General features: G+C 52.9%; 14 protein-coding genes. 8 read left to right on the forward strand and 6 right to left on the reverse strand.

The features are described from left to right. Positions 1-257 precede the first annotated feature (257 nt). The gene (gene ppgK, locus C5Y44_RS07030) at positions 258-1,010 is read right to left on the reverse strand and encodes a polyphosphate--glucose phosphotransferase (protein ID WP_105324362.1); all 753 of its coding nucleotides are present in this window, start codon (positions 1,008-1,010) and stop codon (positions 258-260) included. Positions 1,011-1,044: 34 nt separating this feature from the next. On the opposite strand from ppgK, the gene C5Y44_RS07035 reads away from it, so the two are divergent. Both C5Y44_RS07035 and C5Y44_RS07040 read left to right on the forward strand, forming a co-directional pair. Next, complete coding sequence (locus C5Y44_RS07035; protein WP_199186002.1) at positions 1,045-1,890, forward strand: inositol monophosphatase family protein; 846 nt, start codon at positions 1,045-1,047, stop codon at positions 1,888-1,890. A gap of 253 nt (positions 1,891-2,143) precedes the next feature. After that, positions 2,144-2,434, forward strand: coding sequence for a DUF4193 domain-containing protein (locus C5Y44_RS07040; protein ID WP_066793669.1), 291 nt, complete (start codon positions 2,144-2,146; stop codon positions 2,432-2,434). A gap of 85 nt (positions 2,435-2,519) precedes the next feature. Here the strand turns inward: C5Y44_RS07040 and C5Y44_RS07045 are convergent, their stop codons facing one another. Then, complete coding sequence (locus tag C5Y44_RS07045) at positions 2,520-3,095, reverse strand: DUF3093 domain-containing protein (RefSeq protein WP_199186003.1); 576 nt, start codon at positions 3,093-3,095, stop codon at positions 2,520-2,522. A gap of 188 nt (positions 3,096-3,283) precedes the next feature. On the opposite strand from C5Y44_RS07045, the gene dut reads away from it, so the two are divergent. The 5 genes from dut to dxs all read left to right on the forward strand — a co-directional run bounded on the left by dut (position 3,284) and on the right by dxs (position 9,259). After that, positions 3,284-3,721, forward strand: coding sequence for a dUTP diphosphatase (gene dut / locus C5Y44_RS07050; RefSeq protein ID WP_105324363.1), 438 nt, complete (start codon positions 3,284-3,286; stop codon positions 3,719-3,721). 190 nt (positions 3,722-3,911) lie between these two features. Next, a complete protein-coding gene (locus C5Y44_RS07055) occupies positions 3,912-4,940 on the forward strand; it encodes a DUF3710 domain-containing protein (RefSeq protein WP_105324281.1) in 1,029 nt (342 codons plus the stop codon). A gap of 177 nt (positions 4,941-5,117) precedes the next feature. Further along, positions 5,118-5,843: a DUF3159 domain-containing protein gene (locus C5Y44_RS07060; protein ID WP_105324364.1), complete on the forward strand. Its 726-nt coding sequence runs from the start codon at positions 5,118-5,120 to the stop codon at positions 5,841-5,843. Beyond that, positions 5,840-7,147, forward strand: a complete 1,308-nt coding sequence (locus C5Y44_RS07065; RefSeq protein ID WP_105324282.1) for a class I SAM-dependent RNA methyltransferase — start codon at positions 5,840-5,842, stop codon at positions 7,145-7,147. The genes C5Y44_RS07060 and C5Y44_RS07065 overlap by 4 nt, the downstream gene beginning before the upstream one ends. A gap of 210 nt (positions 7,148-7,357) precedes the next feature. Next, on the forward strand, positions 7,358-9,259 hold the full coding sequence (gene dxs / locus C5Y44_RS07070; protein WP_105324283.1) for a 1-deoxy-D-xylulose-5-phosphate synthase: 1,902 nt from the start codon (positions 7,358-7,360) through the stop codon (positions 9,257-9,259). A gap of 10 nt (positions 9,260-9,269) precedes the next feature. Here the strand turns inward: dxs and C5Y44_RS07075 are convergent, their stop codons facing one another. Continuing rightward, positions 9,270-10,505: an HRDC domain-containing protein gene (locus tag C5Y44_RS07075; RefSeq protein WP_105324284.1), complete on the reverse strand. Its 1,236-nt coding sequence runs from the start codon at positions 10,503-10,505 to the stop codon at positions 9,270-9,272. 95 nt (positions 10,506-10,600) lie between these two features. Next, on the reverse strand, positions 10,601-11,275 hold the full coding sequence (locus C5Y44_RS07080; protein ID WP_105324285.1) for a DUF3000 domain-containing protein: 675 nt from the start codon (positions 11,273-11,275) through the stop codon (positions 10,601-10,603). A gap of 124 nt (positions 11,276-11,399) precedes the next feature. Here C5Y44_RS07080 and hemQ point away from each other — a divergent pair, with 124 nt between their 5' ends. Beyond that, complete coding sequence (gene hemQ, locus C5Y44_RS07085; protein WP_066793689.1) at positions 11,400-12,101, forward strand: hydrogen peroxide-dependent heme synthase; 702 nt, start codon at positions 11,400-11,402, stop codon at positions 12,099-12,101. A 182-nt stretch (positions 12,102-12,283) separates the two neighbouring features. Here the strand turns inward: hemQ and msrB are convergent, their stop codons facing one another. Next, positions 12,284-12,739, reverse strand: a complete 456-nt coding sequence (msrB, locus tag C5Y44_RS07090; protein ID WP_105324286.1) for a peptide-methionine (R)-S-oxide reductase MsrB — start codon at positions 12,737-12,739, stop codon at positions 12,284-12,286. Between the two features lie 10 nt (positions 12,740-12,749). After that, positions 12,750-14,072 carry a glycosyltransferase family 87 protein gene (locus C5Y44_RS07095; protein ID WP_233189887.1) on the reverse strand — a complete coding sequence of 441 codons (1,323 nt, stop codon included), beginning with the start codon at positions 14,070-14,072 and terminating at the stop codon, positions 12,750-12,752.

Here is a 14,072-nt window from a genome sequence, read left to right on the forward strand (position 1 = left end):
ATAAAACCTGGATACATTCCCTCAAGGTGCTGATAGTAATTAAAACGTCACGGTGCGCGCATTAATTTCATCTGCCAGAAGAGGGCGTTGCAGCACTAACTGCTCATCCACCACGTGCATAGTTGCTCCATATTGAACGGTCGACCTACCAGTGTAGATGATTATGGATCATCACCGCCAGACCGGGTCGTTATTGTGCCCATTATAGGCAGCTTTTATTATTTTTGCTTTTAACACTCACAGGTAAGGCTTCGAATTTATGGGGAAATCTCTCGGGTGACTGCCATTGCCGCACCGATGATTCCTGCTTTATTACGCAGGCCAGCGGGTATAACTTCGGTCTTAATGGTGAGATGCTTTCCCCACTTGTCAAAGCGGCGGGAGATTCCACCACCGACGATGAACAAGTCTGGATTGAACAACGCCTCATACTCATGAAGTACGCGATCGACGCGTTTAGCCCACTTTTTGAATGAGAGGTCAAGGGCGTCTTTCACCGCTGAGGATGCTTGGTGCTCAGCCTCGAAGCCGTCGACAACAAGGTGCCCAATCTCAGTATTGGGCCACAGTCGCCCGTCCATCAAAAAGGCTGAACCAATTCCGGTGCCGATGGTTAAGAAAATTACCTGGCCGGTCTTCGCTTTTTCCTCACCAAAGGCCACTTCCGCCAAGCCAGCTGCATCAGCATCGTTGAGGATAGAGATATGCCTATCCGCGCCCAGGTGCCGGTGAAAGAGCTCGTAGGCATCAATCCCAATCCAGGATTTATCAATATTTGCAGCAGAGAGCACCATTTGGCCTTTGACGATCGAAGGAACTGTGATGCCGATAGGGCCATCCCACTGCGCTTGATCCACGATTTCTTTAACGGTGGCGGCTACCGCTACTGGTGTGGCGGGCTGCGGGGTCGCAATTTTTATCCGGTCGCCCACAAATTGCCCCGTGTCCAAATCAACGACAGCACCTTTGATGCCGGAGCCGCCCACGTCAATACCGAAGGAAGTGTTCATGCGCACAATCTTATAGAAGTGCACAATGGTTGGTATGACTGAATTCGATGTATGTAAGTTACGGGACTATGCCGCAGACCTAGCACAGCAGGCTGCATCTCTTATCTCGACTAAGCGCTCGGAGATTACCGCGACGGGGGATATCCGTGCGCACAGCCAGACTAAGACTTCTGCTGTGGATCCCGTAACCGAAGTTGATACTGCTGCCGAAGAATTCGTAGTGGGAAGCATTCGCAAAGATCGTCCCGATGATGGAATCATCGGCGAAGAAGGCGCCAATGTGCCGTCTCAGTCCGGTGTTTCTTGGATTATTGACCCCATCGATGGAACCGTGAACTTTATGTATGGACTCGGGGAGTACGCGGTATCCCTGGGTGCCATGGTTGATGGACAGTACGTTGCCGGTGCAGTGATCAATGTGGTCAAGGGAACGTTATATTCCGCAGCGGTAGGCCATGGGGCAACCGTGACATACCGCGACGGTACGAGCACACAGTTGCGGTGTCGCCAAGAAACGGATCCCCGTCTCTCTTTGATAGCAACAGGTTTTGGATACACCGAGACCCGCCGTGCAGGACAAGCAAAGATTCTCCAGGAGCTGCTTCCGCGGGTTCGTGATATTCGACGTATGGGCTCGGCGGCGCTGGATTTGTGCCGCGTTGCAGAGGGTACGGTAGACGCCTATTACGAGCACGGAGTCAAGGTGTGGGACGTTGCCGCCGGCATTGTCATCGCCCGTGAAGCTGGAGCGCAAGTGCATGTTCCACAATCTTGGACATCCGATGACCGGGGCGCATTGGTCTGGGCTGCCTCTGCCGAATTAGCGCCGGCTTTTGAACGACTTTTGGCCTCTGCGGGGGCCAAGGAAGTCATTGATTAAAAACCCGGGATTTTTACTGTTGTGAGACTGCGCGAATCGTCGGCCGCACAGCTTAAATAGGGGTAAAATCACACCAGTGTTCGCTGCTAGAGAAATTGCTGGTAGTGGCGTTAAATCGGCTGTAAAGATACGTGACGGGGGTAGTGATCGGGCTTTTTCAAAGCAGCGAGAATGACAGATGACAAAATGTGCCTTAGTATGCGCGATCGACGAAACGTAAACCGCATGTTTAACCCTATTTAAGGACACATCTATGGCAACCGATTACGACGCACCCCGTCGCCGAGTTGAAGACGAGCTAGAGACTGACTCCCTAGAAGGTCTCAAGGCTGCTGAAGGCGAAAATAACGGCATGGACGACGACGGCGAGATTGTAGAGCCGTTCGAACCACCAACAGTGGATCTCACCGGTGAAGAACTCAACGTCACCGTTGTTCCACGCCGCGAGGACGAATTTACTTGCTCGTCCTGCTTTATCGTGCAGTCCAACAAGCGCCTTTCTCACATGGAAGATGGTCAGCCAATCTGCCTCGATTGCGCTTAATTTCTCCTTGTAATAAAGCAATGGCGGCCGCCCGCAACTGGGGCGACCGCCATTGCTTTATGTTTTAGCGTTTAGGAACGTTTCCTTAAGCGTTCAGGTCCTTGATAGCTTGTTCTGCTTGCTCAGGAACAAAAGCGCGAAGAAGTGACTCTGGGTCCTTGGAGCTGACCAGCCAATAAGGAGTGGGATCTTCTGGGTCATCGAGCACTAACATCACAAGCTCATCCACCCACTGGTGACTGACCAAGAATGCGGCGGGGTCTAATTGCGGTCCTAGGGCACTGCGGCGCGCGGTCTTTGGAACCGCTAGGCTGCGCGCGACTACATCGCTAGGCAGCTGAGCGCCTTTAACCAATATCCAGCGAGTATTATCGGGATCTTTTTCCACCGTAATGACCGTCTTAGACATGGATACTAGCGCCCACGCTAGCAAGGCGAAGACGATAAAAAATGTAATCACCGGCCAGAAATCGTGGCGGTTAAGGCCTACAGTCGCAGCCGTTAGTGCAGCTACGAAAGCTGCTCCGAGCCACCAGTACCACGGCACCCACTGACGCTCACGGTATAAAACCTCAGCGGTTGCATTGGCAGAGGGGCCATTGGAGCCAGCTTGGTTAGAAGAAGGAGTGCTGCTGGGGGTGGAATTTGCTGATGAAGTCACAAAACATAAGTGTACTTGTTCCAATATTTTTCGCGAACCACCTCGGTCCTGTTACTGCGCTAGTGATGTGTTAAGCGTCCTTGAAAGAAACTCGAAGAGCTAAGCGCGGTAGGGTGTGGAGCGTGAATACGAACGAAAATATCAATGACAATCACCTCTCTGGCCTAGAATCCGCAGCCGGGGCTGAGCTGTTGGGCAATGTTGCTATTAAGCGCTTGGATAAGGAATTGCCGCTTCCACAACGTGCCCACCGTGGTGATGCTGGCGCGGACCTTTATGCAGCGGAATCAGTAACCTTGCAGCCTGGGGAACGTGCCTTGGTGGGCACTGGCATTGCTATTGCTTTGCCACTGGGCACAGTAGGTCTCATCCATCCTCGTTCGGGTCTAGCTGCCAAGCACGGTCTAAGCGTCGTAAATACCCCAGGCACAGTCGACGCTGACTACCGCGGCGAGATCAAGGTGTGTCTGATTAATCACGACCGCCAGGAGCCCATTGAAATTACGCGTGGCATGCGAATTGCGCAGCTGGTCATTCAACGCGTGGAACTAGTTGATTTCGTTGAGGTCGAAGAGCTCGACAGCACTGTTCGTGGAGACGGCGGATACGGATCGACGGGCGTTTAAAACTTTCGTCAAAAGGCTGAAATCCAATTAGCCACCTTAAAAAATCCTTCAGCTTCGTTAGGCTGGAAGGAAATACTTTTAATTTCTGAGAACCTCTAACCCGCAAGTTCTCTCACGTGGTTGGGTAAGCAGAACTTAAAAAATAGAAGAATTCGACTCATAAATTCGTCCGAAGGGATGATGAAACACCATGGCACTTTGGCCTTTTGGCAAAAACAAGAAGAAGAACAACGCAGAGCAACCTGAGCAGCAAGAGGAAACTTCGGCCCCAGGAGCTAATTCTCCTGAGCACACGGATGCCGCGGAGAATCCAACTGCGTCTGAACAGTCTTTAAGCGCAGATGCTCCTGCTCCCGCAGACACACCGGGGGACGCCGCAGCTGCGCAGGGATTACACGTCACTGTTAATCGCCACGATGCCATCAATGGGGATATGGGCCCATTTGATGGGGACTCTGTCGATATTGAAACTTTCGACTTCTCGGAATTCTCTACGGGAATTTTGGACTTGAAGTCGATGAAAATCCCGCTGCCTAAGCGCTCGCAGGTGCAGGTCGAAATGGGCGCGCAGGGCCCGAAGATGTTGCACATCATCACGGAGTTTGGTCGTATTACGCCTGTAGCTTTTGCAGCCCCACGCTCGACTGGGCAATGGGAATCTTCCGTCAATGAGTTGGTAGAAAATATCCAGCGCGACGGCATGCCTACGCAATTAGAAGAAGGCCCATGGGGAACTGAGATTGCTGCCCAAAACGCCAACGGCATGATTCGCATCATCGGAATTGAAGGCCCACGGTGGTTGCTGCGACTTACGCTCGCCGCGCCAACCGGCAAGGAAGAAGGCTTGACTGAACTGGCGCGCGAGGTTGCGTCGCGTGTCTTTGTTTACCGCGGCGATGATCCGATTCTGGCGGGGAATTCTCTTCCAGTGACCATGCCTCCGCAGTTGGTCAAGCAGGTGCAAGATGAGATGGAGCGCCGCAAGCAGGAACAAAATAAGCCTCAGGAGCAATCCCAGCAGGATACGAGCGCTGCTAATAAAGCTGCCCAGGAAGCAGCTGCCCGTCAGCTCTTCCAGATGCTGGGAGGAAACGCAGCAGCGCAGGCGGCGAAAAATTCTGAGCACCACCCTGAAAATGATCCAGAGGATGCTGATACATCAGCCGAACCAGATGACACTACCGGTGATGACTCGGAAGGAAATGGCGACTCCAAGTAGAGTAAAGCTATTGATTGCACCCAAGCCAGCTAAATACCTGCGTGCCTTGGGTGCTTTAATTTTCAGCACGATGTCGAAGGCAAATATTTAACGGTGAATAACCCAGTAGGAAATGGCGAGCACTCTAAAACCAAAGTCGCCAAAAAGCCCATCGAAGAGCAAACTTTGCTCGAACAGATGGGAGGCTGGCAAGGGCTTGTGTCGACGACCTTGCCGATTGTGGTGCTCGTGCCAGTAAACAGTCGGTGGGGGCTTGGCCCAGCTCTTGTCGCCGCGCTTTCTGTCGCATTTGTGATTTTGGTGTGGCGAATTGCTCGTAAAGAGACCATTCAGCCTGCTATTTCAGGTTTCATCGGTGTGGCTTTTTGCGCGGCTATTGCCTGGTACACGGGTGATGCCAAGGGGTACTTCCTCTATGGAATTTGGGCATCGCTGGTATTCGCTGTTATTGCGTTGATCTCCGTGTTATTTAAATGGCCAGTCGTTGGTGTTATATGGAAAGGCATCAATGGCGAGGATATGGCGTGGCAGAAAGTAACTCCTGCGCGTCGTGCATATGCCATTGCAACACTTGGTTGGGTTGTTATTTTTATTGCCCGATTTATCGTCCAAAATAACCTTTATAACTCTTCCGATACAACGACCTTAGGCATTGTGCGAATCCTGATGGGCTGGCCTTTGACCGGTGTTGTCACTGTACTGACGATTTGGATGGTACGTCGCGCCAATAAGGCCGTCGAAGCAGCGGTTGAGCGCGGTGAAATCACCCTCACGCCGAAAGTATCTTCAGAAGCTCCAGCGAAAGACGCGCAGGCGGATGGTGAGCAGGCGGATGGCGACCAGTTCGAAGATGCAAACAATTTCGATACAACACAGACAGTAAATAAAGAGGATGAACGATGAGCGCAGAAGATAGTTCGAAACAGCAAGGCTTGCTTAAAGCAGGAGACAGCTTGGAGCTCACCGTTGACCGCATGGCTCATGGCGGCGAAGGCATAGGCAATGCCCCCGATGGCCGCGTGGTATTCGTCCAGGGCGGATTTCCCGGAGACGTAGTTCAAGCTCGCGTGACCAAGGCCAAGAAGTCTTTTGCACATGCGCAGCTAGAAAGCGTAGTGGAGGCAGGCCCTCATCGGGTTCCATCGGCGTGCCCTGCTGCTGAGCTTGGTGCTGGCTGCTGCGATTTCGCTGAGCTGAATCCGGCTTCGGAGGTAGCGATTAAGCTCGACGTGCTCTCTGACCAGCTGCGTCGTGTAGCTAAGCTTTCTGAGATTCCTGAAGTTGAGACCATCAATCTCAACCCACAGCGTGGCTGGCGCACCCGCGTGCGCCTTGGGGTGGATAGCCAAGGCCGAGCTGGTGGGCGGAAGCGTACCTCCAATGACATCGTGCATGAAGTAGCGTGTTCACAACTAGCGCCAGGGCTTGTCGATGGCCTTGTGGGCCCCGATGCACGTCGCTTCACCCCAGGTTCTGAAGTTATTGCTGTCTTAGACAGCAAGGGAAACCGCCACGTGGTGGAAACCTCGAAGGCACCACGTGGGCGTCGGGTGGAGAAAGTGACCACCGTTATCGAGGGCACCGGCGATGTGGAAGAACTGGCCGATGGGCACCACTTTCACTTTCCGGCCACCGCTTTTTGGCAGGCACACGCGAAAGCCCCAGATACTTATGCGGAAGTAATCCGTACCTACCTCAAAGACTGCCCACAAGCGCCTGGTCGTCAGCCTTTAGGCTGGGACCTCTATGGCGGCGTCGGTGTATTTGTTCCTGCAATTGCGCGCAGCCTTGGCACACCGCAGGAACCAGCACGGGTGATTTCCGTGGATTATTCACCGGCTGCTACCGCACTGAACCAATCAGATCTTGAACAATATGACGTGGACGTGGTCTCCGAGCGCGTTGAAAAAGTCGCTGCGCAGCTACCAGGTCCAACGGCAGTAGTCATGGATCCGCCCCGCACCGGTGCCGGTCTAGATGTGGTTTCTACGGTTGCTTCAGTATCTCCACAGCGCGTCGTGCATGTCGGCTGTGACCCCGCAACTTTCGCGCGTGATATCGGATATTGGAATGAACACGGGTTCCAGGTCGCACACCTGACTTTGGTCAATGCTTTCCCTGGAACACACCACTTTGAGGTCATCGCGCTTTTAGAGCCAGGTGTCGTGGAAGAAAATGAGGACATTGAAGAAGCTGCTGCGCTTTAGGGTGTAGCATAAAGTTGGTCAGACGCAGGATTTGTCGGGTGCGCATTCACGTTTTCTAAAGTGCGCGGGGTACGGTAGATCCTAAAAGATCGCGCACGTGCGTCTGGCTGAAATACTGCCTCATTTCCAACAATATGGCGCGATGAACGTGATATTTTCACATTCATATTCAATTAGCCCCGTCGTTAGCAAAGGAATTCTAAACACTCCATGGGAATTCTTAATAAGGTGAAATCACCGCAAGACCTGAAAAACCTCTCCGATGACAAAGTAGAAGAGCTGGCTGCAGAAATTCGCCAGTTTCTCATCGATAAGGTTTCAGTTACGGGCGGGCACTTGGGTCCCAATCTCGGTGTCGTGGAGTTGACCATTGCGCTGCACCGCGTTTTTGATTCTCCTCGGGATCCCATTGTCTTTGATACTTCGCACCAGTCTTATGTACACAAGATCTTGACTGGGCGTGCAGACCAATTTGATACCCTGCGTCAAAAAGATGGGCTTTCTGGATACACCGACCGTGGTGAATCAGAGCATGACTGGACTGAATCCTCCCATGCTTCCGCGGCTATTTCGGTGGTCGACGGGTTGAGTAAAGCTTTTTGTATCAAGGGAGAATCGCGTCGAAATGCAGTAGCGGTAGTCGGTGATGGCGCTCTAACCGGCGGCATGTGCTGGGAAGCGCTCAATAATATTTCTGCGGATAAAGTGCGCAATGCCGTAATCGTGGTCAACGATAATGGCCGCAGCTATTCACCAACTATCGGTGGCTTATCGGAAAACCTCAGCCGAATTCGCGCTCAGCACGGTTATGACGAGCTTATGGAGCACGGCAAGAAGACCCTCAAGTCTCTCGGCTGGGTCGGCAACCGGACTTTTGATGCACTGCGTGCGGTCAAAGAAGGCGTGAAGTCTTCGATTCTGCCTACTGAGATGTTCCCTGAACTCGGCATGAAATACATTGGCCCCATCAATGGCCATGATTTGGATGCTCTCGATCATGCGCTGAGCTATGCGCGTGATTATGAGGGACCCATCATCGTGCACGTGGTTACTGAAAAGGGCCACGGATTTGCGCCAGCGGTTAATGAACCACAGGACCAAATGCACTCCACTGGTGCAATTGACCCTGTTACTGGTGTGCCTAAAGGTAAGAGCCAGCCGGGTTGGACCGCGGTCTTTTCTGAAGAGCTGATTGAGGCTGCGAAAAAGCGCGATGACATCGTGGCAATTACAGCAGCCATGGCAGGACCAACTGGGCTTATTCCTTTCGCAGAGCAGTTCCCAGACCGCTTCTTCGACGTGGGCATCGCTGAGCAGCACGCGATGGCTTCGGCTTCTGGCCTCGCACTCGGTGGTTTGCACCCAGTGGTTGCAATCTATTCCACCTTCCTCAATCGCGCATTTGATCAGCTGTTGATGGATATTGCTTTGCTGAAACAACCCGTAACTATTGTTTTAGACCGCGCAGGCGTCACCGGCTCTGACGGGGCTAGCCACAACGGTGTGTGGGATATGTCGTTGACGACGATTATCCCTGGTATTCATGTTGCTGCTCCGCGTGATGGGCAGCGTCTGCGTGAGCTTTTCCAAGAATCTTTAGAGATTAAATCGGGACCTTCAGTCGTGCGTTTCCCGAAGGGCAACCTGCTGGAGGATATGGATGCAGTTGCAACGACCGAAGATGGCGTCGATATCATCTTTGAGTCTGAGCAGGAGCGTTTTGCTGATGCTGAGGCAAAGAAGGTCTTGGTTATTTCTATTGGTGCGATGGCGGCTCGTTCGCTCAGCGCAGCACAGATTTTGGAAGATAAGGGCATGGCTGTCTCAGTCGTTGACCCACGGTGGCTGTGCCCAGTCGCGCCGTCCTTGATTGAAATGGCCGATGAGCACGATATTGTCGTGGTTGCAGAAGACGGCATGATGCGCGCAGGCGTGGGCTCGCTATTCGATGAAGCTTTCTCTGCTGCTGAAGTAGATACCCCGCTTCGCCGTGTGGCATTTCCAAGCATTTTCCCGAAGCATGGCTCTCGGGGTGAAGTACTAGAAGAAGTTGGCATGGATGCCGATGGCATTGCGGCTGCCGTAACCGAATGGGTTGACAACCTGCACTAACGCAGCGACGTTAGAGCAGCCTAGGGGCAAGCACAGGCTGTAGCTGCTGGATTTGCCAGTTGCGCAGCCCTTGCGTTTGCCAAAATTCTCTGAGCTCAAATGTGGTGGAAACAATCTGCGCGTGATCGCCAAAGTGCGGATTAGCACTATCACCGTGAATAGCCCACACAGTATTGCGCAGCGTTGAGACGCTGACGAGGGAGTCAGAAACAACCGCGATCTCCTCGGCTAATTCATCGCGGCGCTCACGCGCCATATTCGTGAGCTCAAGAAGCTCAGGGTTATTATTTTTCAGGAATTGCTTATTAGGAAAGTCGTGGTGATTTTCGGGCAATTCCGGCCACGTGCGTGGATCAGAATCCGCAGCGGCTCTAATAATGTTCGCCCAGGCGTTGAGCTCCACCGCGGAACGCCGACGCATCTGGGGAATACGTCGCAGCTGATTGATAGAACGCGGAATCTGCTTAGCAATATCTGTTAGGGCGGCATTGGAAATGATCTGCCCCGGAGCTACGTCAGTTTCTTGTGCTTGGTATTCGCGTTCTTCCCATACAGCTTTGGCCACGGCCAGACTCATCGGATCTGAAAGGCCACGTAGACTGCGTGATTGGTGCCAGTGGCGGGGAGCAGGCGCGGTAATGTCTGCAAATTGTTCGCGGATCACGCGAAATTCTTCTTGTGCCCAACGCGTCTTATGATCTTGTTCGAGTTCATAAGTCATTTCATCGGCAAGCTCAAGCAAAGACTCTACATCCAATGCGGCGTAGGCAAGCTGGGCTTTAGATAAAGGGAAGCGAGACCAGTCCGTGGCGCCGTAGCCTTTGTCGAGAGTGATACCGAGGAATTCTTCGGTGACAAAGGCTAAGTTCGGGTTTTGGATACCGAGCAAACGCCCAGCTACCTCGGTATCAAAAAGGGCGCCTGGATAAAGCCCGAGCCACGCCAAACTGGTGAGGTCTGTTGCAGCTGCGTGCACGACCCACTCCAGCCCATTGATGACAGGCGCCAAACACTCCCGGACTGCTTCACGAACGCCTTCAGGCGCGATGAGGATAATTGGGGTATCAGCCCTGCGAAGCTGGATGAGAAAGGCTCGGTCGTCGTAGCGAAAAGAAGACGCACGCTCAGTGTCGATAGCGATAGGGCCCGAACCTTGCGCAAGGATGCGCGCGGCTTTAGCAATTCCAGCACGCGTGTGAAATACGGTGGGGATCCCACCTTCGGGAATGCTGCGCGCTGAACTCATAGCTTCAAAGAGTAGTCCAAGGTTGAAACAAACCTGTGCATTTGGCCTGCCTGTTGGCGAACTACTTTGCCAACAGGCAGCGATGCTGCCGAACTTTAACGCGAAAGCTCAGTAATGCCCTCAGGTGGAAGTCCGGCGACATTCGCTAATACGCGGGAGAATGCTTCCACGTGCTTGGTCAGATCAATGCCGCTGGCGGTCCACGATGCACGCATCTCAATTTGGTGCGCGCGGGGAGGCCCGCCGATTTCGCCGAAACGAACAGAGGCCGTTGCCGTAACGGTGCCTCCCAAATTGGTGTGGCTTGCTCCGAGTTCATCTAAAGACTCAGTTAGCCATTCCCACGCCACGTCAGGAAGCATTGGATCTCCGGCGACATCGGAGTCCATGTCCGCTTGGATATAGGCAACAAGGCGCATTGCGCCTTCCCATGCCTCTTCCGCTCCTGGATCGTGGAGGAGGATGAGTCGACCGAATGCATCGCCATCGGTATCGACCGGGACGATATCGTCAGCGCTATGATTACCCACTTCGAGTCCAACCGCGTGACTAAACGGAGCTAGCTTTTGTGGCGGTCGAATTGTGCCCAAGGTGATCTCTGGACGTAGCTGTGCTGCGTGCATGGATTCAACAGCTTGGGAAAATGCTGGTGGGGTCATCTTTTCTGATTCTCCGGCCGTGTTTTGGGTGCCGTTGCCATCGCCGAAAATCGGCGTGGGGGCGCCAAATGTGTGCTGGGTAGGTGCGTCGGAAATGCTCACGAGTCTCAACCTATAGTTTAAAGTTCGTCATTGCGTTTAGGCGCGCCGTGTCACATTTAGTGCAATTCATCATTATCCAACTTATGATGGATATCGTATCTATTCGTATTGATGAAAGGGCAGGGCAATTCCCATGGCAAAGCTCGACTATAAGGCGCTGAATTCTAAGCAGCAGTACTCACAGCACGCGGTATTTAAGGTGCCGGCTGGTGCTCTGGGAACTGAGCGTGCAGACATCATCGCTGAGGCTCAACGGTTTTTTAAGTCCGTTGAAGAAGCGGGCACTGTCATCATCCGCGGCATCTACGATCTCACTGCGATGCGCGACAGTGCAGATTTCATGATTTGGTGGCACGCAGAGGAATTTTCAGATATTCAGAAAGTCTTTGCGGATTTCCGCCGCACCACTGTCCTTGGGCAGCTCTCTGAGGTGACCTGGATTGGCAACGCGCTGCACCGTCCAGCGGAGTTCAATAAATCCCACTTGCCTTCTTTCATTATGGGCGAAGAGCCAGAGGAGTGGATCGCGGTCTACCCGTTCGTGCGTTCCTATGATTGGTACCTTCTCGAAGAAGAAAAGCGTCGCAAGATTTTGGCAGAGCATGGCATGTCAGCTCGTGAATACGCGGATGTTCGCGCCAATACGGTTCCTGCCTTTGCATTGGGCGACTATGAGTGGGTCCTCGCTTTCGAGGCGCCAAAGCTCGACCGCATCGTTGATCTGATGTACGTCATGCGCTACACCGAAGCCCGTCTCTATGTCCGTGATGAAATTCCTTTCCACACCGGACGTCGTGTTCAGGATGTTTCCGAGCTAATTGAGATTCTGCCGTAATTTCACTTCCATGGTCCCCTCGAGCCAATGCAGGGAATAACTACATACCTACATAAGTACATAAATGTCGGTGGCGAATTAGTAACGCAGAAGCGGTGGCGCGAGCAAAGTAGAAGACTTGCTCGTGCCACCGCTTTGTGGTGCCCATAGTGGACTCGTGTCCCGAAATGGGCGCGAAGAAGTTACTTGTCGGAATCTGCGCTTTCGAAACTCATTGAAATTGAGTTAATACAGTAACGAAGGTCGGTCGGGGTGTCGTATCCTTCGCCGGCGAAAACGTGGCCTAAGTGGGAATTGCAATTCGCGCACAGTACTTCTGTGCGAACCATGCCTAAAGAGCGATCTTCGCGCTCAATAATGTTGTCTCCCGCGAGTGGAGAGAAGAAGGACGGCCAGCCGCAATCGGAAGCGAACTTCTCAGTCGAGCGAAATAGCTCGGCATTGCACGCACGGCAGCGATAGACACCTTCCGCAGTGGTATTGGTGTATTCACCAATGTGAGGGCGCTCAGTGCCGGCCTGGCGCAGAACCTGGTACTCATCAGGGTTAAGGCGCTCACGCCACTGTTCTTCGGTGAGTGACTTGAAGTCGATATTGTCCTCGGTGGAGGAGGATGGCGATACAAAATTGTTGCTCATAACCTAAAGTCTACGCCGGATTTTTCACTTGTAAACGCCACCAGCCTACGGCGGTTGCAAGAGTTGCGACGATGAGTAAAACCCACCCTAAAGTACCAATGTAGGTGCCCATCCACCTGCCGAAATTCGGCCAAAGTGAAGAAGTCCAGCTATTGGGAACCAAGAATAAAACAGCTGCTAGCCATGCCGGCCATGAGTGAAACACGCTGCGAGACAAAAAGACAGTAAACACCATAGGAAATAGCCACATGGAGTAGTACTGCTGACCTAGCGATGACAATGTGAAAACCCCGACCAATAAGAGCCCACTCGAAGTCAAAGACCATAACAAGATATCGGTTACGCGCCATCTCAGCAGCACCAGCATGCCGATAGCTACGGCGGCAGCAACAAGAAGCCACACGGGCAAATAAAGAGCATTCGGAATATCGAAATATGCCTGCCACCCCGCGAGGGAGGAGTTTGCATAGTCACGTGTTTGACCGAGGTAGGGGACAAGCTTGGTGAGGTAGTCAGAAGCTCCCGGGATAAGTGGCCATGCGATGACGTTGAGTACGGCAGGAACAGCGATACCGCCGGTGATGGTGCGCCAATCTAGCCGCATAAGCGGAAGGAATAATAATGGCGCGAACTGCGGCTTAATAACAATCGCTAGCCCAATTGCAATTCCTGCGATATGTCGAAGCGCGTGTGGGCTGAGACTTCGGCCCCTGATGGCCTCCGTGTCTACGGCAGGGCTAAAAGAACGCACGAAGCAAAAGAGAAAGACGGAAAGCAGCAGCAATAAGATGCCATTGATATTCGAGAAAGTCAGAGTGTTGATGACTGATTCCGTCGAAAAGCTAATGGCGATTGCAAAAGGCCATACTGGCCCACGCAATGACTGACCCACCAACCGGGTAAGTAGTGCGAGGGCAACAATAATGGCTAAGCTATTGACGATGATGAAGGCGTAGCGAACCGCGTCGAAGTTATCCACTAGCCCCATCGGCAGCAGTAATAATGTTGCGCCTGGGTTATATAGATAGAGCGGATCAACGTGGTGGTACGCCTGGTCATAAACTGACAGACCTGTAAGTGCCCGTGAAAGTGCGTTATAAACGGTCGTAAAATCATCCGTGGCGGTGCCGTTGAATGCCGTGATGAAAGTACGGTGAAGCGCTAAGACTACGGCCAGTGGCCACGCTGCTGCAGTAAGAATCTGGAAAATACGCGAGGCGTCAGATGGTGCCTGCCCATTTTCGGGTTGCTTCACTGAACCTTCCGCCATAGAGGTCAGTGGCGTAGAGGCCGAGCCCCAGGAATTAAAACGATTCTCAAATGTAGCTGTCAC

This window comes from Corynebacterium sp. J010B-136 (genome assembly GCF_002967075.1).
Taxonomy (GTDB): Bacteria; Actinomycetota; Actinomycetes; order Mycobacteriales; family Mycobacteriaceae; genus Corynebacterium.